This is a genomic window from Megasphaera paucivorans, assembly GCF_900103535.1.
GTDB lineage: Bacteria > Bacillota > Negativicutes > Veillonellales > Megasphaeraceae > Megasphaera_A > Megasphaera_A paucivorans.
Window position 1 is genome coordinate 1 of the sequence record NZ_FNHQ01000032.1, and the last position, 14,228, is coordinate 14,228.

The 14,228-nt window shown below is 38.0% G+C and carries 10 protein-coding genes; 7 read left to right on the forward strand and 3 right to left on the reverse strand.

The genetic code is table 11. The features are described from left to right. From BLR11_RS11500 to BLR11_RS11510, 3 genes are all read left to right on the forward strand, one after another. Nucleotides 1–274: transposase (locus BLR11_RS11500; RefSeq protein WP_091652207.1), on the forward strand; the 274-nt coding region annotated here is incomplete at its 5' end. A gap of 612 nt (nt 275–886) precedes the next feature. Then, nucleotides 887–2,509 (forward strand): ABC transporter substrate-binding protein, encoded by a 1,623-nt coding sequence (locus tag BLR11_RS11505; RefSeq protein ID WP_091652210.1) that lies wholly within the window; start codon nt 887–889, stop codon nt 2,507–2,509. Between the two features lie 233 nt (nt 2,510–2,742). Continuing rightward, a complete protein-coding gene (locus tag BLR11_RS11510) occupies nt 2,743–3,933 on the forward strand; it encodes a M20 metallopeptidase family protein (RefSeq protein ID WP_091652212.1) in 1,191 nt (396 codons plus the stop codon). A gap of 79 nt (nt 3,934–4,012) precedes the next feature. Here BLR11_RS11510 and BLR11_RS11515 read toward each other — a convergent pair whose 3' ends face one another. Next, entirely contained in the window at nt 4,013–5,443 is a 1,431-nt protein-coding gene (locus BLR11_RS11515) for an amidohydrolase (RefSeq protein WP_091652215.1), read from the reverse strand. Between the two features lie 48 nt (nt 5,444–5,491). Further along, the gene (locus tag BLR11_RS11520; RefSeq protein WP_091652217.1) at nt 5,492–6,847 is read right to left on the reverse strand and encodes a M20/M25/M40 family metallo-hydrolase; all 1,356 of its coding nucleotides are present in this window, start codon (nt 6,845–6,847) and stop codon (nt 5,492–5,494) included. Nucleotides 6,848–7,273: 426 nt separating this feature from the next. Between BLR11_RS11520 and BLR11_RS11525 the strand changes: the two genes are divergently transcribed. The 3 genes from BLR11_RS11525 (at nt 7,274) to BLR11_RS11535 (ending at nt 11,596) form a co-directional block, all read left to right on the forward strand. After that, nucleotides 7,274–8,689, forward strand: a complete 1,416-nt coding sequence (locus tag BLR11_RS11525; protein WP_091652220.1) for a sodium:solute symporter family protein — start codon at nt 7,274–7,276, stop codon at nt 8,687–8,689. A 400-nt stretch (nt 8,690–9,089) separates the two neighbouring features. Continuing rightward, nucleotides 9,090–10,451 carry an aldehyde dehydrogenase family protein gene (locus BLR11_RS11530; protein ID WP_091652222.1) on the forward strand — a complete coding sequence of 454 codons (1,362 nt, stop codon included), beginning with the start codon at nt 9,090–9,092 and terminating at the stop codon, nt 10,449–10,451. Nucleotides 10,452–10,483: 32 nt separating this feature from the next. After that, nucleotides 10,484–11,596 (forward strand): 4-hydroxybutyrate dehydrogenase, encoded by a 1,113-nt coding sequence (locus BLR11_RS11535; RefSeq protein WP_091652225.1) that lies wholly within the window; start codon nt 10,484–10,486, stop codon nt 11,594–11,596. A gap of 157 nt (nt 11,597–11,753) precedes the next feature. On the opposite strand, the gene BLR11_RS11540 is transcribed toward BLR11_RS11535, so the two are convergent. Continuing rightward, nucleotides 11,754–12,683: a LysR family transcriptional regulator gene (locus tag BLR11_RS11540; RefSeq protein ID WP_091652226.1), complete on the reverse strand. Its 930-nt coding sequence runs from the start codon at nt 12,681–12,683 to the stop codon at nt 11,754–11,756. Nucleotides 12,684–12,876: 193 nt separating this feature from the next. Here BLR11_RS11540 and BLR11_RS11545 point away from each other — a divergent pair, with 193 nt between their 5' ends. Beyond that, nucleotides 12,877–14,223: an anaerobic C4-dicarboxylate transporter gene (locus tag BLR11_RS11545; protein WP_091652229.1), complete on the forward strand. Its 1,347-nt coding sequence runs from the start codon at nt 12,877–12,879 to the stop codon at nt 14,221–14,223. Nucleotides 14,224–14,228 lie beyond the last annotated feature (5 nt).

The following is a 14,228-nucleotide window of genomic DNA, read 5'->3' on the forward strand; positions in this document are numbered from 1 at the left end:
TATGTTTTCAAGTCAGGACGGACTCTTTGAGTTTTATCGTTTTCCAGCGAGTATTCAGAGGAGTGTCTATACGTCGAACCTCATTGAAAATAATAATAAAGGATTAAAACATCATGCGAAGTTAAAAGAACAATTCCCAAACGAGGCATCACTGGAACGATTCGTTTGTACATATTACAGTGACTATAATCGAAAGCAAGCTGCTCGAATCCATTTAGGGTTCAATGCGGCCGAAAGTGATTTAGTGAATATGTTTGATAATCCTAATCGGTAAGAACAGCCTAAAATGCTTGCAGGAACGTTTACACATTTATCTTGACACTATCGGAAGATAGGCGGAGAAAATGAAAAAGTAAACTGTATTGATTATAATGATGATAGAATGTTGTTTAGAAATATTTATTTTTCTCCGTATTCGTTGTATTTATAGAGTGATACCAGTAGTATTAAGATGTTTTTAAACATAGGACACGAATTATAACTATATAGTATACAAGGAAAAATACGTATTTACAGATAATATAAAGTATATTTCATACGACACCATCTTGAGCTGTTTAAATAAAGAAACAAACGCATTAATTTTATTAATTTAAATAAAATTATGAAAAAAAACATATTTATTTTATTTATTTTATGATAAATAAGAAAAAATATTTGACAAATATACGATCGTAGCTTATAGTATGTGATATAAGTTAATATAGGTAAAGATGCCTCTGCATATATGACGTGCAGAGGCTTTTTATATTAATTTAGTATTATATTTAATTTAATGAATAGAGGGGGAGAATAAAACAAATATCTAGCGGATATATATGAATAATTGATTTTTGAAAGGTTTGTATGAAGCGTTTTGATATTTGTACTTTTGGGGGGCTGTATTATGGGAGTATTAAACTGGATACGTAGAAGAAAAGGATTTATATTAGGGGTGTCTCTGCTGGCGGGAGCAATAATGATTAGTGGGTGTGGCAGTAAAGGCGACAGCGGAAAAAGTAAAAGTGATACGTTATATATTGGTATGACTAATGCGCCGGATTCGCTTAATCCACTATTTAACCCGGGGATTGCAGGACAATTTTCTATTCGCTTTATGTATGACTCACTTTTGGGAATGCCGGAACCGAACAAATTTACTCCGGAACTGGCAGAAAGTATTGAAACACAAGATAACCAGAATTATACGATAAAACTTAATCCAAAGGCAAAGTGGACGGATGGACAGCCGATTACAGCGGAAGATGTCATATATACCTTCAATTTGATTGCTAATCCTAAAGTGGAAACAACCAAAGGGATGTATATCAATATGTTAGAAGGAGTAGATGATCAAGGAAAACTAACAAGTGGAGATAAAATTCCGGATTTAGTGGCAAAAGATGAACATACAATAACATTTAAGACTAAAACACCGGTAGACCCTGAGTACGTTAAAGGCTTTTTAGGGTTCAAGGTATTCATTATACCAAAACATGTATTTGAAAAATTAGACCCCGCTTCTATTGCTAATTCTGAAGCGGCCACTAAACCTACCGTTACCAGCGGACCGTTTAAATTTGTGACGTACGTTACAAATGATCATGTGGAATACACAGCGAATAAAGAATATTATAAAGGAGCACCTAAGCTGAATAAAATATTTATCCGCATTATGAATGGTACCAATTTGGTAACTGAACTTAAGTCTGGAAATATTCAGATGACAGCAGGTGATGGGATTGGTGTAATTCCGGTTAAGGATTTAGATATGTTGAAAAAAGACAGTAAACTCGACATATCAACAGCTCCTGCATTAGGGGGACAGTATTTGGAAGTTAACAATAGCAATCCGGCTTTTAATGTAAAATTCCGGCGTGCTATTACAATGGCAATTAATCGGCAGCAGATTGTAGATCAACTTTTCAAAGGTGCCGCGAGATTAGCTCCCACTGTGTATACAGTACCGTGTCCGGCATATGACAAAAATGTAGAAATGCTACCTTATGATGTAGCTAAAGCAAAACAGGAATTAGCTGAATCAGGATTTGATACATCTCAAGAATTGACTTTGCAGGTACCTATTGGAAATGTACTTCGTGAACAATCGGCTGATTTGATTCAACAAGATCTGAAAGCTATTGGATTGAATGTTAAGCAGCAAAAATTGGATTTTCCAACAACATTGGGCAATGCAAAAAAAGGTGATTATCAATTATTGCTTTTGGGATATGGCATGACGGTAGATCCGGATTATGGTTCTTACTTTATTCCCGGAGGAAGTAATAATTATCCGCACACAGATGATCCGAAACTTACAGATATGTTCTTAAAAGCAGCAGCTATGACTTCTGCTGATCAACGCAAAGCTGCATATTCAGAAATTCAGAAATATATGAGAGATAATCAATTTATCGTATCTTTATATGTGCCGGATGATATTATTACAAAAACAAAAAATTTAAAAGGCGGTATTAAAGAGTTTTGGGAAGGTTCCTTGGATGATCTTAATGAATGGCATTTTGAATAATGGTGGTATATGATAAACGCCATGAATGCGGTGGGAAAGTATTTATATACTGATTTATTCATGATATGAAAATAAAGTGGTGTTTACTGGGTGCCGTTTTGTGGAAACAGCATATATACCTATTCAAGTGCAAGGTTTTTAAGCGTAATGGCTGTAAAACCTTGCACTTGATATATTTGAATGCAGGGGAATGTATGGAATATATTGTTATGCTACGGAGGGGGGATGCAGTAATGGAGATAACAGAATTGGTGAAGATGTTGGAAGGATATGTGCGCGATTTAAGACGGGAATTTCATCAATATCCGGAACTTAGTTATGAAGAAATAGAAACGACAAAACGTATTGCAGCTGAATTGGAGACAATGGGGATTCCTTATGAGATACACCCAGAAAAAAACACCGGATTGATTGCGATAATTCATGGAGCTCATGAGGGAAGCGCAGTGGCTTTGCGGGCTGATATCGATGCATTGAATGTAACGGAAATTAATGATGTAGATTTCAAATCAAGGCATGAAGGAAAGATGCATGCCTGCGGACATGACAGCCATATCGCGATGTTGTTGGGAGCTGCGCGTATGCTGCTAGCTATGAAAGATGATATTTATGGAACTGTATATCTGATTTTCCAACCGGCAGAAGAATTAGGCAGTGGAGCTTCCTATATGATGCGTTTTGGTAACTGGTATGATGAAATAGGAGCTATTTTTGGTGCTCACGCATGGATTGATACTCCGGCGGGAAAAATTTCTGTAAAAGAAGGAGCAAATTTAGCAGCAGGAGATCAATTTACAATCAGGGTTCATGGAAAATCAGGACATGCCTCTCAGCCACAGCAGACGGTAGATGCTATTGTAGTATCGGCGGCTATTGTAATGAATCTGCAGTCCATTGTATCTCGGCATTATAGTGCGACAGAGCCTGTTGTACTGACCATTGGGATGCTGCATAGTGGTGATCGTTTCAATATTATTGCAGGAGAAGCGGTAATGGAAGGAACAACTCGCTTTTTTGATCCCGCGATAGGGGCAGATTTAAAAAGTACAATGGAGCGGATTATTATAGATACGGCACATGCCTATGGAGCGACGGCAGAGTTAGAATATAAAGAAATGGTTTTGCCGACTATTAATGACAAAGAATGCACGGCAATCATGTCTCAGGCAGTTGTTGATGTATTAGGGAAAGATGCGTTATTTGATATATCTGAAACAATGGGAGGAGAGGATTTTGCTTATTATTTAAAACATAAACCGGGATGTTTTGCATTTGTGGGTATTTATAATCCGGCAGTAGGTGCAGTTCATTCACATCATAGCAATAATTTTACAATGGATGATTCTGTTTTATCTGGCGGTTCCGGTGTATATGCACAAAGTGCGATTAATTGGCTGAAGTTGCATCGTAAAAAGAATACATGATCTATAGTATGAATCAATACGGGCTGATAACAGATTAGTTATCAGCCCGTATTGATTCATACTATAGATATATATGTTTTTATAGTTTAGGTAATTCAGTAACTCCGGCCACGGGACAATCATATATGCCATTGTTTTTCTGCATAAATTCTGCTTTGGCTTGTTTGATTTTATCGGGATCTTCTATCATTTTGACACAAGAAAGAGCAATTACTTTGGCTGCTGTTACCATTCCTTTTAATCCAATCGAAGAATTTGCTTGTCCAGCTTTCAGCCAGGAGTGGCCAGGTGTTTCAAGAGCTTCGGTAGCAATGTTGAGGTGCACCGTAGGAGCAATATAGCCAACATCACCGGCATCAGTGGAACCAAATTCCATTATTATATGATTTTTGTCATATTTTTCAATTTGCGTATCCAGCGGATTTTGTAATTTTTCTGCTAATTTATCTCGGCCATAGCGTTGGATGATAGTTTCTCGTTCTTTCTCTTTTGATTGGTCATTAAATGCCTCTGTGAAGTCTTTAGCCAGTGCAAAATCTTGTTCATCCCAAAGCGGTCCTCCTATTTCATGAAGCGCTTTGTCTGCCGTTTCGGCAAGAACGTTATTTGGTATATATTCTGAATACCCGGATTCTGTGTGATATGTCACGGTTGTACCGCTCATAAGAGCAGCCCCTTCAGCAATTTGGTCGACTCGCTTTATAATGTCTTTTACTTGTCGTAAATAGGGGGCACGAATCACATATCGTACGGCAGCATGATCCTGAACTACATTGGGAGCTCGGCCGCCAACATCTAAATATGCATAGTGTATGCGGGCTTCCATAATGATATGTTCACGAAGATAATTTGCACCTACTCCCATTAATTCACAGGAATCAAGGGCGCTTCGTCCTAAATGAGGAGCACCACCGGCATGAGCAGTGATGCCTTTGAATTCATAAATGCGACTTATATTCGCGTTCATATGTACGGCACCAATACGATTGAAAGAAGAGGGATGCCAAGTATAAAAAAAGTCTACCCCGTCAAACACACCGTCTCGCGCCATAAATGCCTTGCCACTTAAATTTTCTTCTGCAGGAGTACCAAAATATATAATGGTTCCCGCTTGTTTTGTACTTTCTAAGTATTCTTTTAAGGCAACGGCACCTGCCATGGCTCCGGCACCTAATAAATTATGGCCGCAGCCATGTCCCGCACCGTTTTCGTGTAAGGGTGTCTTAACAGGACATCCGGCTTTTTGGCTTAAACCGGGCAATGCATCATATTCTCCTAATATGCCGATTACAGGATTGCCGCTGCCCCATACGCCTTTAAAGGCTGTAGGAATACCTGCCAGCTTCTTGGTGACGGCAAAACCTTCTTCTTCCAGTGATTTACATAGGGTTTCGGAAGATTGATATTCTTCATACCCTAATTCAGCAAATTCCCATATAGTTCGGCTAAGTGCAATAAACTTATCTTTTTTTTGTTCTACAAGCTGTTCGATTTTCTGCTTTGGATCCATGGGTAATTCCTCCATTTCATTGTATCGTAATTGATTGCGATAATGGTATTATTGGTTTTTTATGTTATATTTTTTCAGGAATGTTTTGAAAAAATTAATTCCTGATGGCAATGCATCACAAGGGATTTTTTCATTTATTTCATGGGCCTGCCCCCATCTGTTATCGCGAAGAAAACCGCCAAAGCGAAATAGATTATCACATATATCAGCATAAAATCGTGCATCTGTGCCACCGGTCATTAAAGATGGAACAAGGATGGTCTGTTTGCCATACATATCTTTTAATACAGAAGATAACAGCCCATATGTACCATTTTCATCTACGTCTGGTACGGGGACGGGATCCGCGTCATACATACTGCGCACCGTAAGATTTGCGGGGATATGACTGCGTATGTATGATAATACGGATTCAACGGTATCACCCTGCAATAATCTGCAATTGATAACTGCTTCAGCCTGAGAGGGGAGAACATTGGCCTGTTGGCTGCCAGAGGCCATTGTTACGGCCATTGTTGTGTGTAATATAGCATCTAGTTTTTTATCCGATTCAGCAAGTTTTTTAAGTTCGTTCCAGTGCTTTTCAGGAGAAGCGAAGATACTTTTTTCTGGCTCTGATACATAAAGGGACATTGCAGAAAGTTGTTTGCGTGTTAATGGCGTCAAGCGATATGGAAACGGATTGTCTTCAACACCTATAATTCCGCGGGCTATTTTACCTAGAGCGGATCCTTGTCCGGGTGTAGAAGAGTGACCTCCGCTGCATTCATAATACAATTTGTAATTATTAAATCCTTTTTCCGCTAAGCTGATATTTGCAATATAGCCATCATATCCTTTTTCTTTTCCCGCTGTTACCATACCGCCTTCATCAAGCAGGCATTCAAGATGTACTCCTCGGCGGGCTAATTCTGCTGCTGTTAAGACGGCTCCTTTATGGGCGTTGTCCGCTCCCACCTCTTCATTATGGCCGTAACTTAAATATATATCATACGCAGGAGAAAAACCTTCTGACAGTAAGGCTTCTACAGCTTCTAATTCTGCAAACATAATATGCTTGCAGTCTGTTGTTCCGCGTCCCCATATACAGTCATCTGCAATTTCGGCGGAAAATGGCGGGTAGTGCCATAATGCAGGATCTCCGGCAGAGGTAACATCTTGGTGACCCATAAGTAAAACGGGAGGCAGCGTAGGATGTGATGATTTCCAATGGAATAATAAGCTTGCATTTCCTATGTTTTCTTTTTGGGTATAGGAATGTACCAAGGGATAGTTTTTTTCTAAATATTCATGAAATTGAGAGAAAGGAGCAAAATCAGTAGCCTCATCATTGGTAGTGGATATAGTAGGGAATTTTATAAATTCTTGAAAACGGCGTACATAATCAGCATGTGTTTCCTTCATTGGGACATCTCCTCATCATAAATTCCATATCGTAATGGGGCACGTTGATAAGGAATGACAGATATGTAAGTTTATAAAAATAAAGCAACGATACTTTATTTAGCACCGTTGCTTTTTTTTATTATTACACTAAAATTTTTATTAGTCAAGCCTATATTATAGATAATAATTTTAAGAATTTAAGTATTTTAACGATGGTATAAATAATAATTCATTGTTAATTTTCAGCAATCTATTTTAGTATGTATTAAATGAGACATTGTGATATAATGAAGTCAATTGCATAAAAATCATTAGATTTGTTTATTACGCAGCGTATATTATATATTGTTGAAAATAGACAAAGGTTGGCTGGGATAATGATGTGCAGAAAAAGTTAACAGTAATACAAGGTAGTAAATTGAAAAGGGGAAGGCAGGAGGAAAAATGAATATCCAATTGGGTATCGTTATTTTGTATGTGTGTATTCTCGTCGCTATCAGCATATATGTACGGCGGCGTACAATGAACAGTATGGGATTCTTATTTGCGGGAAGAGGTTTGACGACGCCGATGGTTGCTGCTAATATTACTGCAACCGCGGTAGGTGCTGCTTCAACAATTGGGGTTGCGGAAAATGCCTTTACCTATGGTATATCAGCAGGCTTGTATAATGTAGCTTGGGCGGCGGGAGCAGTAGCAATGGCCTTTGTAGCGGCAGGAAAATACCGGCAGATGGAATGTACGACAATTCCGGAATTTTTTGAACGATTTTACGACAAAAAAGGCCGAGCAATTGCTGTTTTAGGTATGATTACAGTGCAGCTCGTTATTACGTCTTTGCAATATATTGCTGGCGGAGCTATTTTATCAAGCTTGCTGCCGCAGTTTTTTACCTTTGAACAAGGCATGATTGTCAGTGCTGTTGTTTTCATTGGGACGACGCTTATCGGTGGATTGTGGTTTTCCGGTATTTCTAATATTCTGAGTGTGACTTTAATTTATTTTGGTGTTTTGGTTAGCACGTATTCCATTATTCAGCAGCAAGGCAGCTGGAACCAGTTTGTACTATCACTGCCTGAGGGAGTGGCATGGTTCGACCCTATTGCACCTCTGGGATTGGCAACCGTGATTGGCTGGTTTGTCGTTATGATTACACAGACGTTGACGGCACAAGGGCCTGTACAGATTGCATGTGCTGCAGGGGATGCAAAAACGGCAAAACATGGGTTTCTGTGGGGGGCATTACTGATGCTTCCTATTGGGTTTCTTTGTGCCATTATGGGAATGGCAGCCCGTGTGTCTCATCCTGATTTAAATGCAACGTTGGCATTGCCTAATATGATAATGGGTCTTGACCCTATCGTATCCGGTATTACACTGGCCGCACTATGGGCTGCTGATATTGGTACTTGCAGTCATATCCTTTTAGCGGCAGGAACATTGTTCAGCCAAGATATTTATAAACGATTTTTTGACCCACAAATATCCGATCACAAATATACGATTATCAACCGCTGGGCAATTTTAATTTTAGGAGGAGGCACGTTGTGGATGGCGTTCAATGCTAGTGGAATTGTTAAAACAATGTTAATTGGACTATCCTTGACCACTGCGTTTACGGTAGTATTTTTAGGTACGATTTTTATACCTCGGTTATGTCGAAAAAATACAGCCTTTTATACTACTTTAATGGGGATTATAACCTTATTTGCTTGGGAATTTATTCCCGCTACACATATTGTTGCACACCCTATTTATATGGAATGGATAGTTTGTGTCATAACTTTTTATATAGTAAGTGTTTTTGATAAAAAAGCAATCAAACATCCGGGAGTAAAAGAAAATTATTATAAGATATAGTGTGGAATCATCATACGTTCTAATTTTTAATAAATGAATTGTGCAAGTAATCCCCAGCTAGAACATAGATAGTGTATTCTGTGTTTTAATTGGGGATTTCATTTTACAGCGGCATTAATTTATAAGTAAACCGTGTCAGGCAGCATTTTTTTGCAGTATTAGGACTTTTGCTTGGTTCATTAGATTTATGGGTATGAACATATTGTGAGCAAAATTAGTTTTGATACCTGCTGTTATTTTATTAGCAATATATAGATAAAAAAATAGTTTGTTATGGTATTTAGAAAAATATGGCTGTATGTGTAACTTGTTTGCTGTATAATAAGTTAAAAGATATTGTGTGGCATAGTGGCAAAGTACATATATATTTCTATCTTTATGCAGAAAGGATGCGATATGTATGGCGGTAAATGTAACGGAAACAGTTGAAAAAGCACGGTCCGCACAAAAAAAGTTTGAAATGTATACACAGGAACAAGTAGACGAAGTGGTTCAATGTATTGGACGTGTTGTGTATGAAAATGCTGAGATATTAGGACCTATGGCTGCGAAAGAAACCGGCATGGGAGTTGCCGCCGATAAAATTGTAAAATGCCGCAGCAAATCCGGTATGATTTGGAACTATTTGAGAGATAAAAAAAGTGTGGGAATTATTAAAAGGAATCCGGCGCGTGGGTTAGTATATTTGGCAAAGCCTGTGGGTGTCGTGGGGGCTATCCAGCCTTGTACCAATCCGGTCGTTACACTCATGATGAACAGCATGGCAGTACTTAAGGGGAGAAACTCCATCATTATTTCTCCACATCCTAAGTCTGTAAAATGCAGTATGAAAACAGTAGAACTTATAAAAGAGGAACTCGATAAAATCGCAGTTCCCAAAGATCTTATACAGATTATCCCGGAAGCCGACATACAAATTTCAAAGGAGTTAATGGCTTCGGTAGACCTTATTGCAGCAACGGGAGGAACGGATATGGTTAAAGCTGCATACAGCAGCGGAAAGCCGTCATTAGGTGTTGGTGCAGGAAATACACAGGTTATTATTGATCGTGATGCAGATATTGCAGATGCTGTTTCTAAAGTTATTGCAGGCCGTAGATTCGATAATGGAATTATTTGTTCTGGAGAACAGTGTGTATTTATCCCAGATGATATGTATGATAATATTATCAACGAATTTAAGCGAAATGGGGTTTTTGTAATACACGATCCCAATCAGATTGAAATAATGCGGCATACTATTTTTCCGGAAAACAAAATGAATAAAAAACTAATTGGTAAAGATCCGCAGAAAATTGCTGAAGCGGCAGGAATTACTATTCCTGCGGATACTACTGTGTTTTTTGTTGAACTTGAAAAATATGGAATAGAAGAATCGCTTTGTGATGAAAAACTTTGTCCTGTTCTGGTAGGATTAAAATATCATACATTTGACGAAGCGATTCAAATGGCAAAAGAAAATTATTTTTTTAAAGGTGCAGGACATACGGCATCTATTCATTCGTACAATAAAGTCCATATTGAAATGGCTGGCTGTGAGCTGCCTGTCAGTCGTATTATGGTAAACCAGTCTTGCGCTATAACTGCGGGAGGAAGTTATGCAAATGGCTTGAATCCGACGACGACCTTAGGCTGTGGTACATGGGGAGGAAACAGTGTGTCGGAAAATATTACATATAAACATTTTCTGAATATTTCCAGGATTTCCTATTGTATTGCAGATGCGCATGTTCCGGCAGCGGAAGAACTCTGGAATAAATAAATTATGTTGTTATGTTAAAAGGGGGAACTTATATGCAAGAGTTAATGATTAAACCAACAATTATGTCTTATACTACGTGCAGAGAATTTGCCGATGACTTTCATATTGGCAAGGGAGATTTGATTATTACGAATCAATATATTTATGATCCTAATTTTAGAGATTTACATTTAGCGTGTGAGATACTATTTCAGGAAAAATATGGAGAAGGAGAACCTTCAGATGAGATGGCTGAAGCTATTTACAGGGATATACCCAAAGGCATAAAACGAATTATTGCTATCGGCGGCGGTACTGTCATTGATTTATCAAAAATTTTTGTACTTAAAAATGTTTCACCTGTGCTTGACTTGTACGACGGAAAAATTACACCAATAAAAGATAAGGAGCTTGTTATTGTACCGACAACCTGCGGTACAGGCAGTGAGGTAACGAATGTGGCGGTGCTGGCATTAGTCAGCCGTCATACGAAAAAAGGATTGGCCGTTGAACCATTGTATAGTGATCAAGCTGTCCTGATACCGGAACTGTTGAAGACTCTTCCGTTTAACGTGTTTGCGACAAGTTCGATTGATGCCTTGGTACATGCTGTTGAATCTGCATTATCTCCCAAAGCAAACGAAACGACACGTATGTTCAGTTACAAAGCGATTGAGAAAATTTTAAACGGATTTATCCAAATCAGAGAACAAGGGAGAGAGGCACGAGTTTCTTTGATGAAGGATTTTTTACTGGCTAGTAATTATGCAGGGATTGCATTTGGCAATGCTGGATGTGCGGCTGTTCATGCAATGAGTTATCCTTTGGGGGCAAAATATCATGTAGCTCATGGAGAGTCAAATTATGCCATGTTTACAGGCGTTATGAATCGGTATATGTCTATAAAATCCGAAGGAGAAATTGCCGTTATGAATCGCTTCCTTTCTGAAATACTTGGATGTAAGGAAGCAGATGTCTATAGTCAATTGGAAAATCTTTTAAATGGTATTTTACCGAAAAAAGCACTTCATGAATATGGAGTAACAGAAAAAGATTTAAAGGAATTTGCCGATTCTGTGATGATAAATCAAGGTCGATTAATGGCTAATAATTTTGTCGTTTTGAGTGAAGATGATGTGATTGAAATTTATAAAAACTTATTTTAATTTTTGAGAAAATCAGTATGGTCGATTGTCGAATAATTGACGGTATCAAAAAACATCGGGGACACCTTTTGAAGCTCTAGCTCAAAGGATGTCCCCGATGTTTTTTGCAAAAAGGGGAATCCTGTTTTTTTATACGCCGTTGAATTTTTATATCCAATTAATCATTTTTTGTTATTTCTTCTATGATTTGAATGACGGTTTTGGCGGCTTTGGAAAGGTATTTTTCTTTTTTAAAAGCAATAACAACTTGCCAATCTGATAAGAAGTTTCTTAAACTGAAATAACAGGGAGGGATAGGTGCGGTACAATGTGCCGCTAATTTTGCAGGAACGATTGTGGCACCGACACCCGCGGCAGCTAGTGTTTGTGCAGTAGACATATCACCGGATTCTAAGACAATGGGAGGAAAAAATCCATTTTCTGTAGTAAATTCGAAAAAAGAACTTCTAAGCCGCTGCCCTTCCTTCATAACGATAAACGGTTCATGAAAAAGTTTATGCGGATTAAGTATCGGATACTTAGAATTTGCAGACAACGTGTAATCTTTATGTATACATAAAGGATGACTTGAAGATAAGACCAGAAGTAATTCTTCACGGAACAGTTCAATATATTGCAACCCTGGATTGAAGAAAGGATGCAGTACAATAGAAAAGTCCGTTTTTCCTTGTAATATAAAATCCTCTAACTCCTTTGTTTTTCCTTCTTCCAACGTGATATGAATATGAGGATAGCGATTTTTTACAATGGGAATAACCTTGGATAATAATGTGGAGCTTCGATAATTTGAACTGCCTATACGGACTTGCCCTTGAATAAAATTTCCTAAATCCTGAATCTGCTTTTCGCGTGAATGTTGCAATTCCTGTATTTCTCGCCCGATTTCCAGATAAATTTTGCCGGCTTCTGTTAGTTGAATAGGGGCATGTGACCGATCAAAAATTTCAGCACCGATGTTTTTTTCTAGACGCTTTACGAATTGGCTCAGAGAAGGTTGTGCAATATATAATTGTTCGGCTGCTATAGAAAAGCTGCCGGCTTCAACAATTTTATTCAGATACTCAAACTCCTTTGAAAATCCGTTCATAGAGATCATTCCTTTCTGTTATCAAGCTGTAAACCATGGGAAGGGATATAAAAATGAATATAATATAGTATAAAAGCTATCGATTATATAATCATTAAAGTCTTTGACTTATATATGCGACGATTATACTATACATACATAGGTTGTGCAATGTGATATCCATTGTATTCCGAAAAACAAAAGAGGTGTTTGTATGGAATTAGTATGGGGATTTATTGTTTTGCTTGCGTGTTTGCTTATCGGAGTCCGGCATGGTGGATTAGGCTTAGCTGTTATCAGCGGCATAGGGCTCATTGTGTATACCTTTATTTTTGGATATCAGCCAGGGTCACCGCCTGTTGACGTTATTCTCACCATTTTGGCAGTTGTAACTTGTGCCGGTTATTTACAAACTTCTGGCGGATTAACTATTATGCTGAAATTTGCAGAAAAAATTTTGCGAAAAAATCCCAAATACATTACTATTTGTGCACCGATAACAACGTTTATTTTAACCGTACTATGTGGGACTGGACACGTTGTATATACGGTATATCCTATTATTTATGATATTGCAATTAAACAAAACATTCGTCCGGAACGACCAATGGCTGTATCGGCTACAGCATCTCAAGCAGGTATTATGGCGTCGCCCGCTTCCGTTGGATTGGTATCTATGGCAGGATTTATTTCTGTCTATTATCCTAATATTACCATCGTCGATTTACTGATGGTTTCTATTCCTTCTATTTTTTGCGGATTGCTTTGTGCAGCTATATGGAGTATGTATCGCGGTAAAAATTTAGAAGATGATGCTTGTTTTCAGGAACGTATTAAAAATCCTGAGCAAAAAGCATATATATATGGAGATAGGGCAGAAAGTCTTATTGGTAAAAAATTTCCTAAAGAATATACACTTGCTGCAGTTTTTTTCCTGTTGGGAATTGCTTGTATTGCTGTGTTTGGCAGTAATCCCTTGCTGCTGCCTCATTTTACAACGGGAACAGGTCAAATAAAAACTATTTCGATGACGGTATTGATTCAAATGATAATGCTGCTTGTTTCTGCTGTTATTTTATTGACATGCAACGTCAAAGCTAAAGATGTAGGTGAAAGCACCGTATTTAAAGCGGGCATGACTGCGATTGTCTGTGTATATGGGGTAGCATGGATGGCGGACACTTTTTTTACCAATTACATTCCCTATTTTAAGGAATTTATTAGTAGTTTTGTGTCTGCATATCCGTGGACATATGCAGTTCTTTTGTTTCTTACTTCAAAATTCGTAAATTCTCAAGCGGCAGCGGTTGCGATTGTCGTACCTTTGGCATTAGCGGCTGGAGTGGATCCGGTTATTATTATATCTTTTATTTCGGCAACCTATGCATATTTTTTTATTCCGACATATCCGTCGGATTTAGCTTGTATTAATTTTGACCGTTCAGGTACGACAAAAATCGGGAAATACATTCTTAACCATAGTTTTATGGCAACTGGCATGATTACTGTCGTTGTTGGTTGCTGTGTAGGATATATTATTGCGCATTTAATGATATTTTAAGTTTA

What these genes read in the sequence shown, in the direction of transcription:
- BLR11_RS11530 (WP_091652222.1), top strand. Translation starts at nt 9,090, where the DNA reads ATGGCGGTAAATGTAACGGAAACAGTTGAAAAAGCACGGTCCGCACAA.
- BLR11_RS11505 (WP_091652210.1), top strand. Translation starts at nt 887, where the DNA reads ATGGGAGTATTAAACTGGATACGTAGAAGAAAAGGATTTATATTAGGG.
- BLR11_RS11520 (WP_091652217.1), bottom strand. Translation starts at nt 6,847, where the DNA reads ATGAAGGAAACACATGCTGATTATGTACGCCGTTTTCAAGAATTTATA.
- BLR11_RS11540 (WP_091652226.1), bottom strand. Translation starts at nt 12,683, where the DNA reads ATGAACGGATTTTCAAAGGAGTTTGAGTATCTGAATAAAATTGTTGAA.
- BLR11_RS11515 (WP_091652215.1), bottom strand. Translation starts at nt 5,443, where the DNA reads ATGGATCCAAAGCAGAAAATCGAACAGCTTGTAGAACAAAAAAAAGAT.
- BLR11_RS11525 (WP_091652220.1), top strand. Translation starts at nt 7,274, where the DNA reads ATGAATATCCAATTGGGTATCGTTATTTTGTATGTGTGTATTCTCGTC.
- BLR11_RS11510 (WP_091652212.1), top strand. Translation starts at nt 2,743, where the DNA reads ATGGAGATAACAGAATTGGTGAAGATGTTGGAAGGATATGTGCGCGAT.
- BLR11_RS11535 (WP_091652225.1), top strand. Translation starts at nt 10,484, where the DNA reads ATGCAAGAGTTAATGATTAAACCAACAATTATGTCTTATACTACGTGC.
- BLR11_RS11545 (WP_091652229.1), top strand. Translation starts at nt 12,877, where the DNA reads ATGGAATTAGTATGGGGATTTATTGTTTTGCTTGCGTGTTTGCTTATC.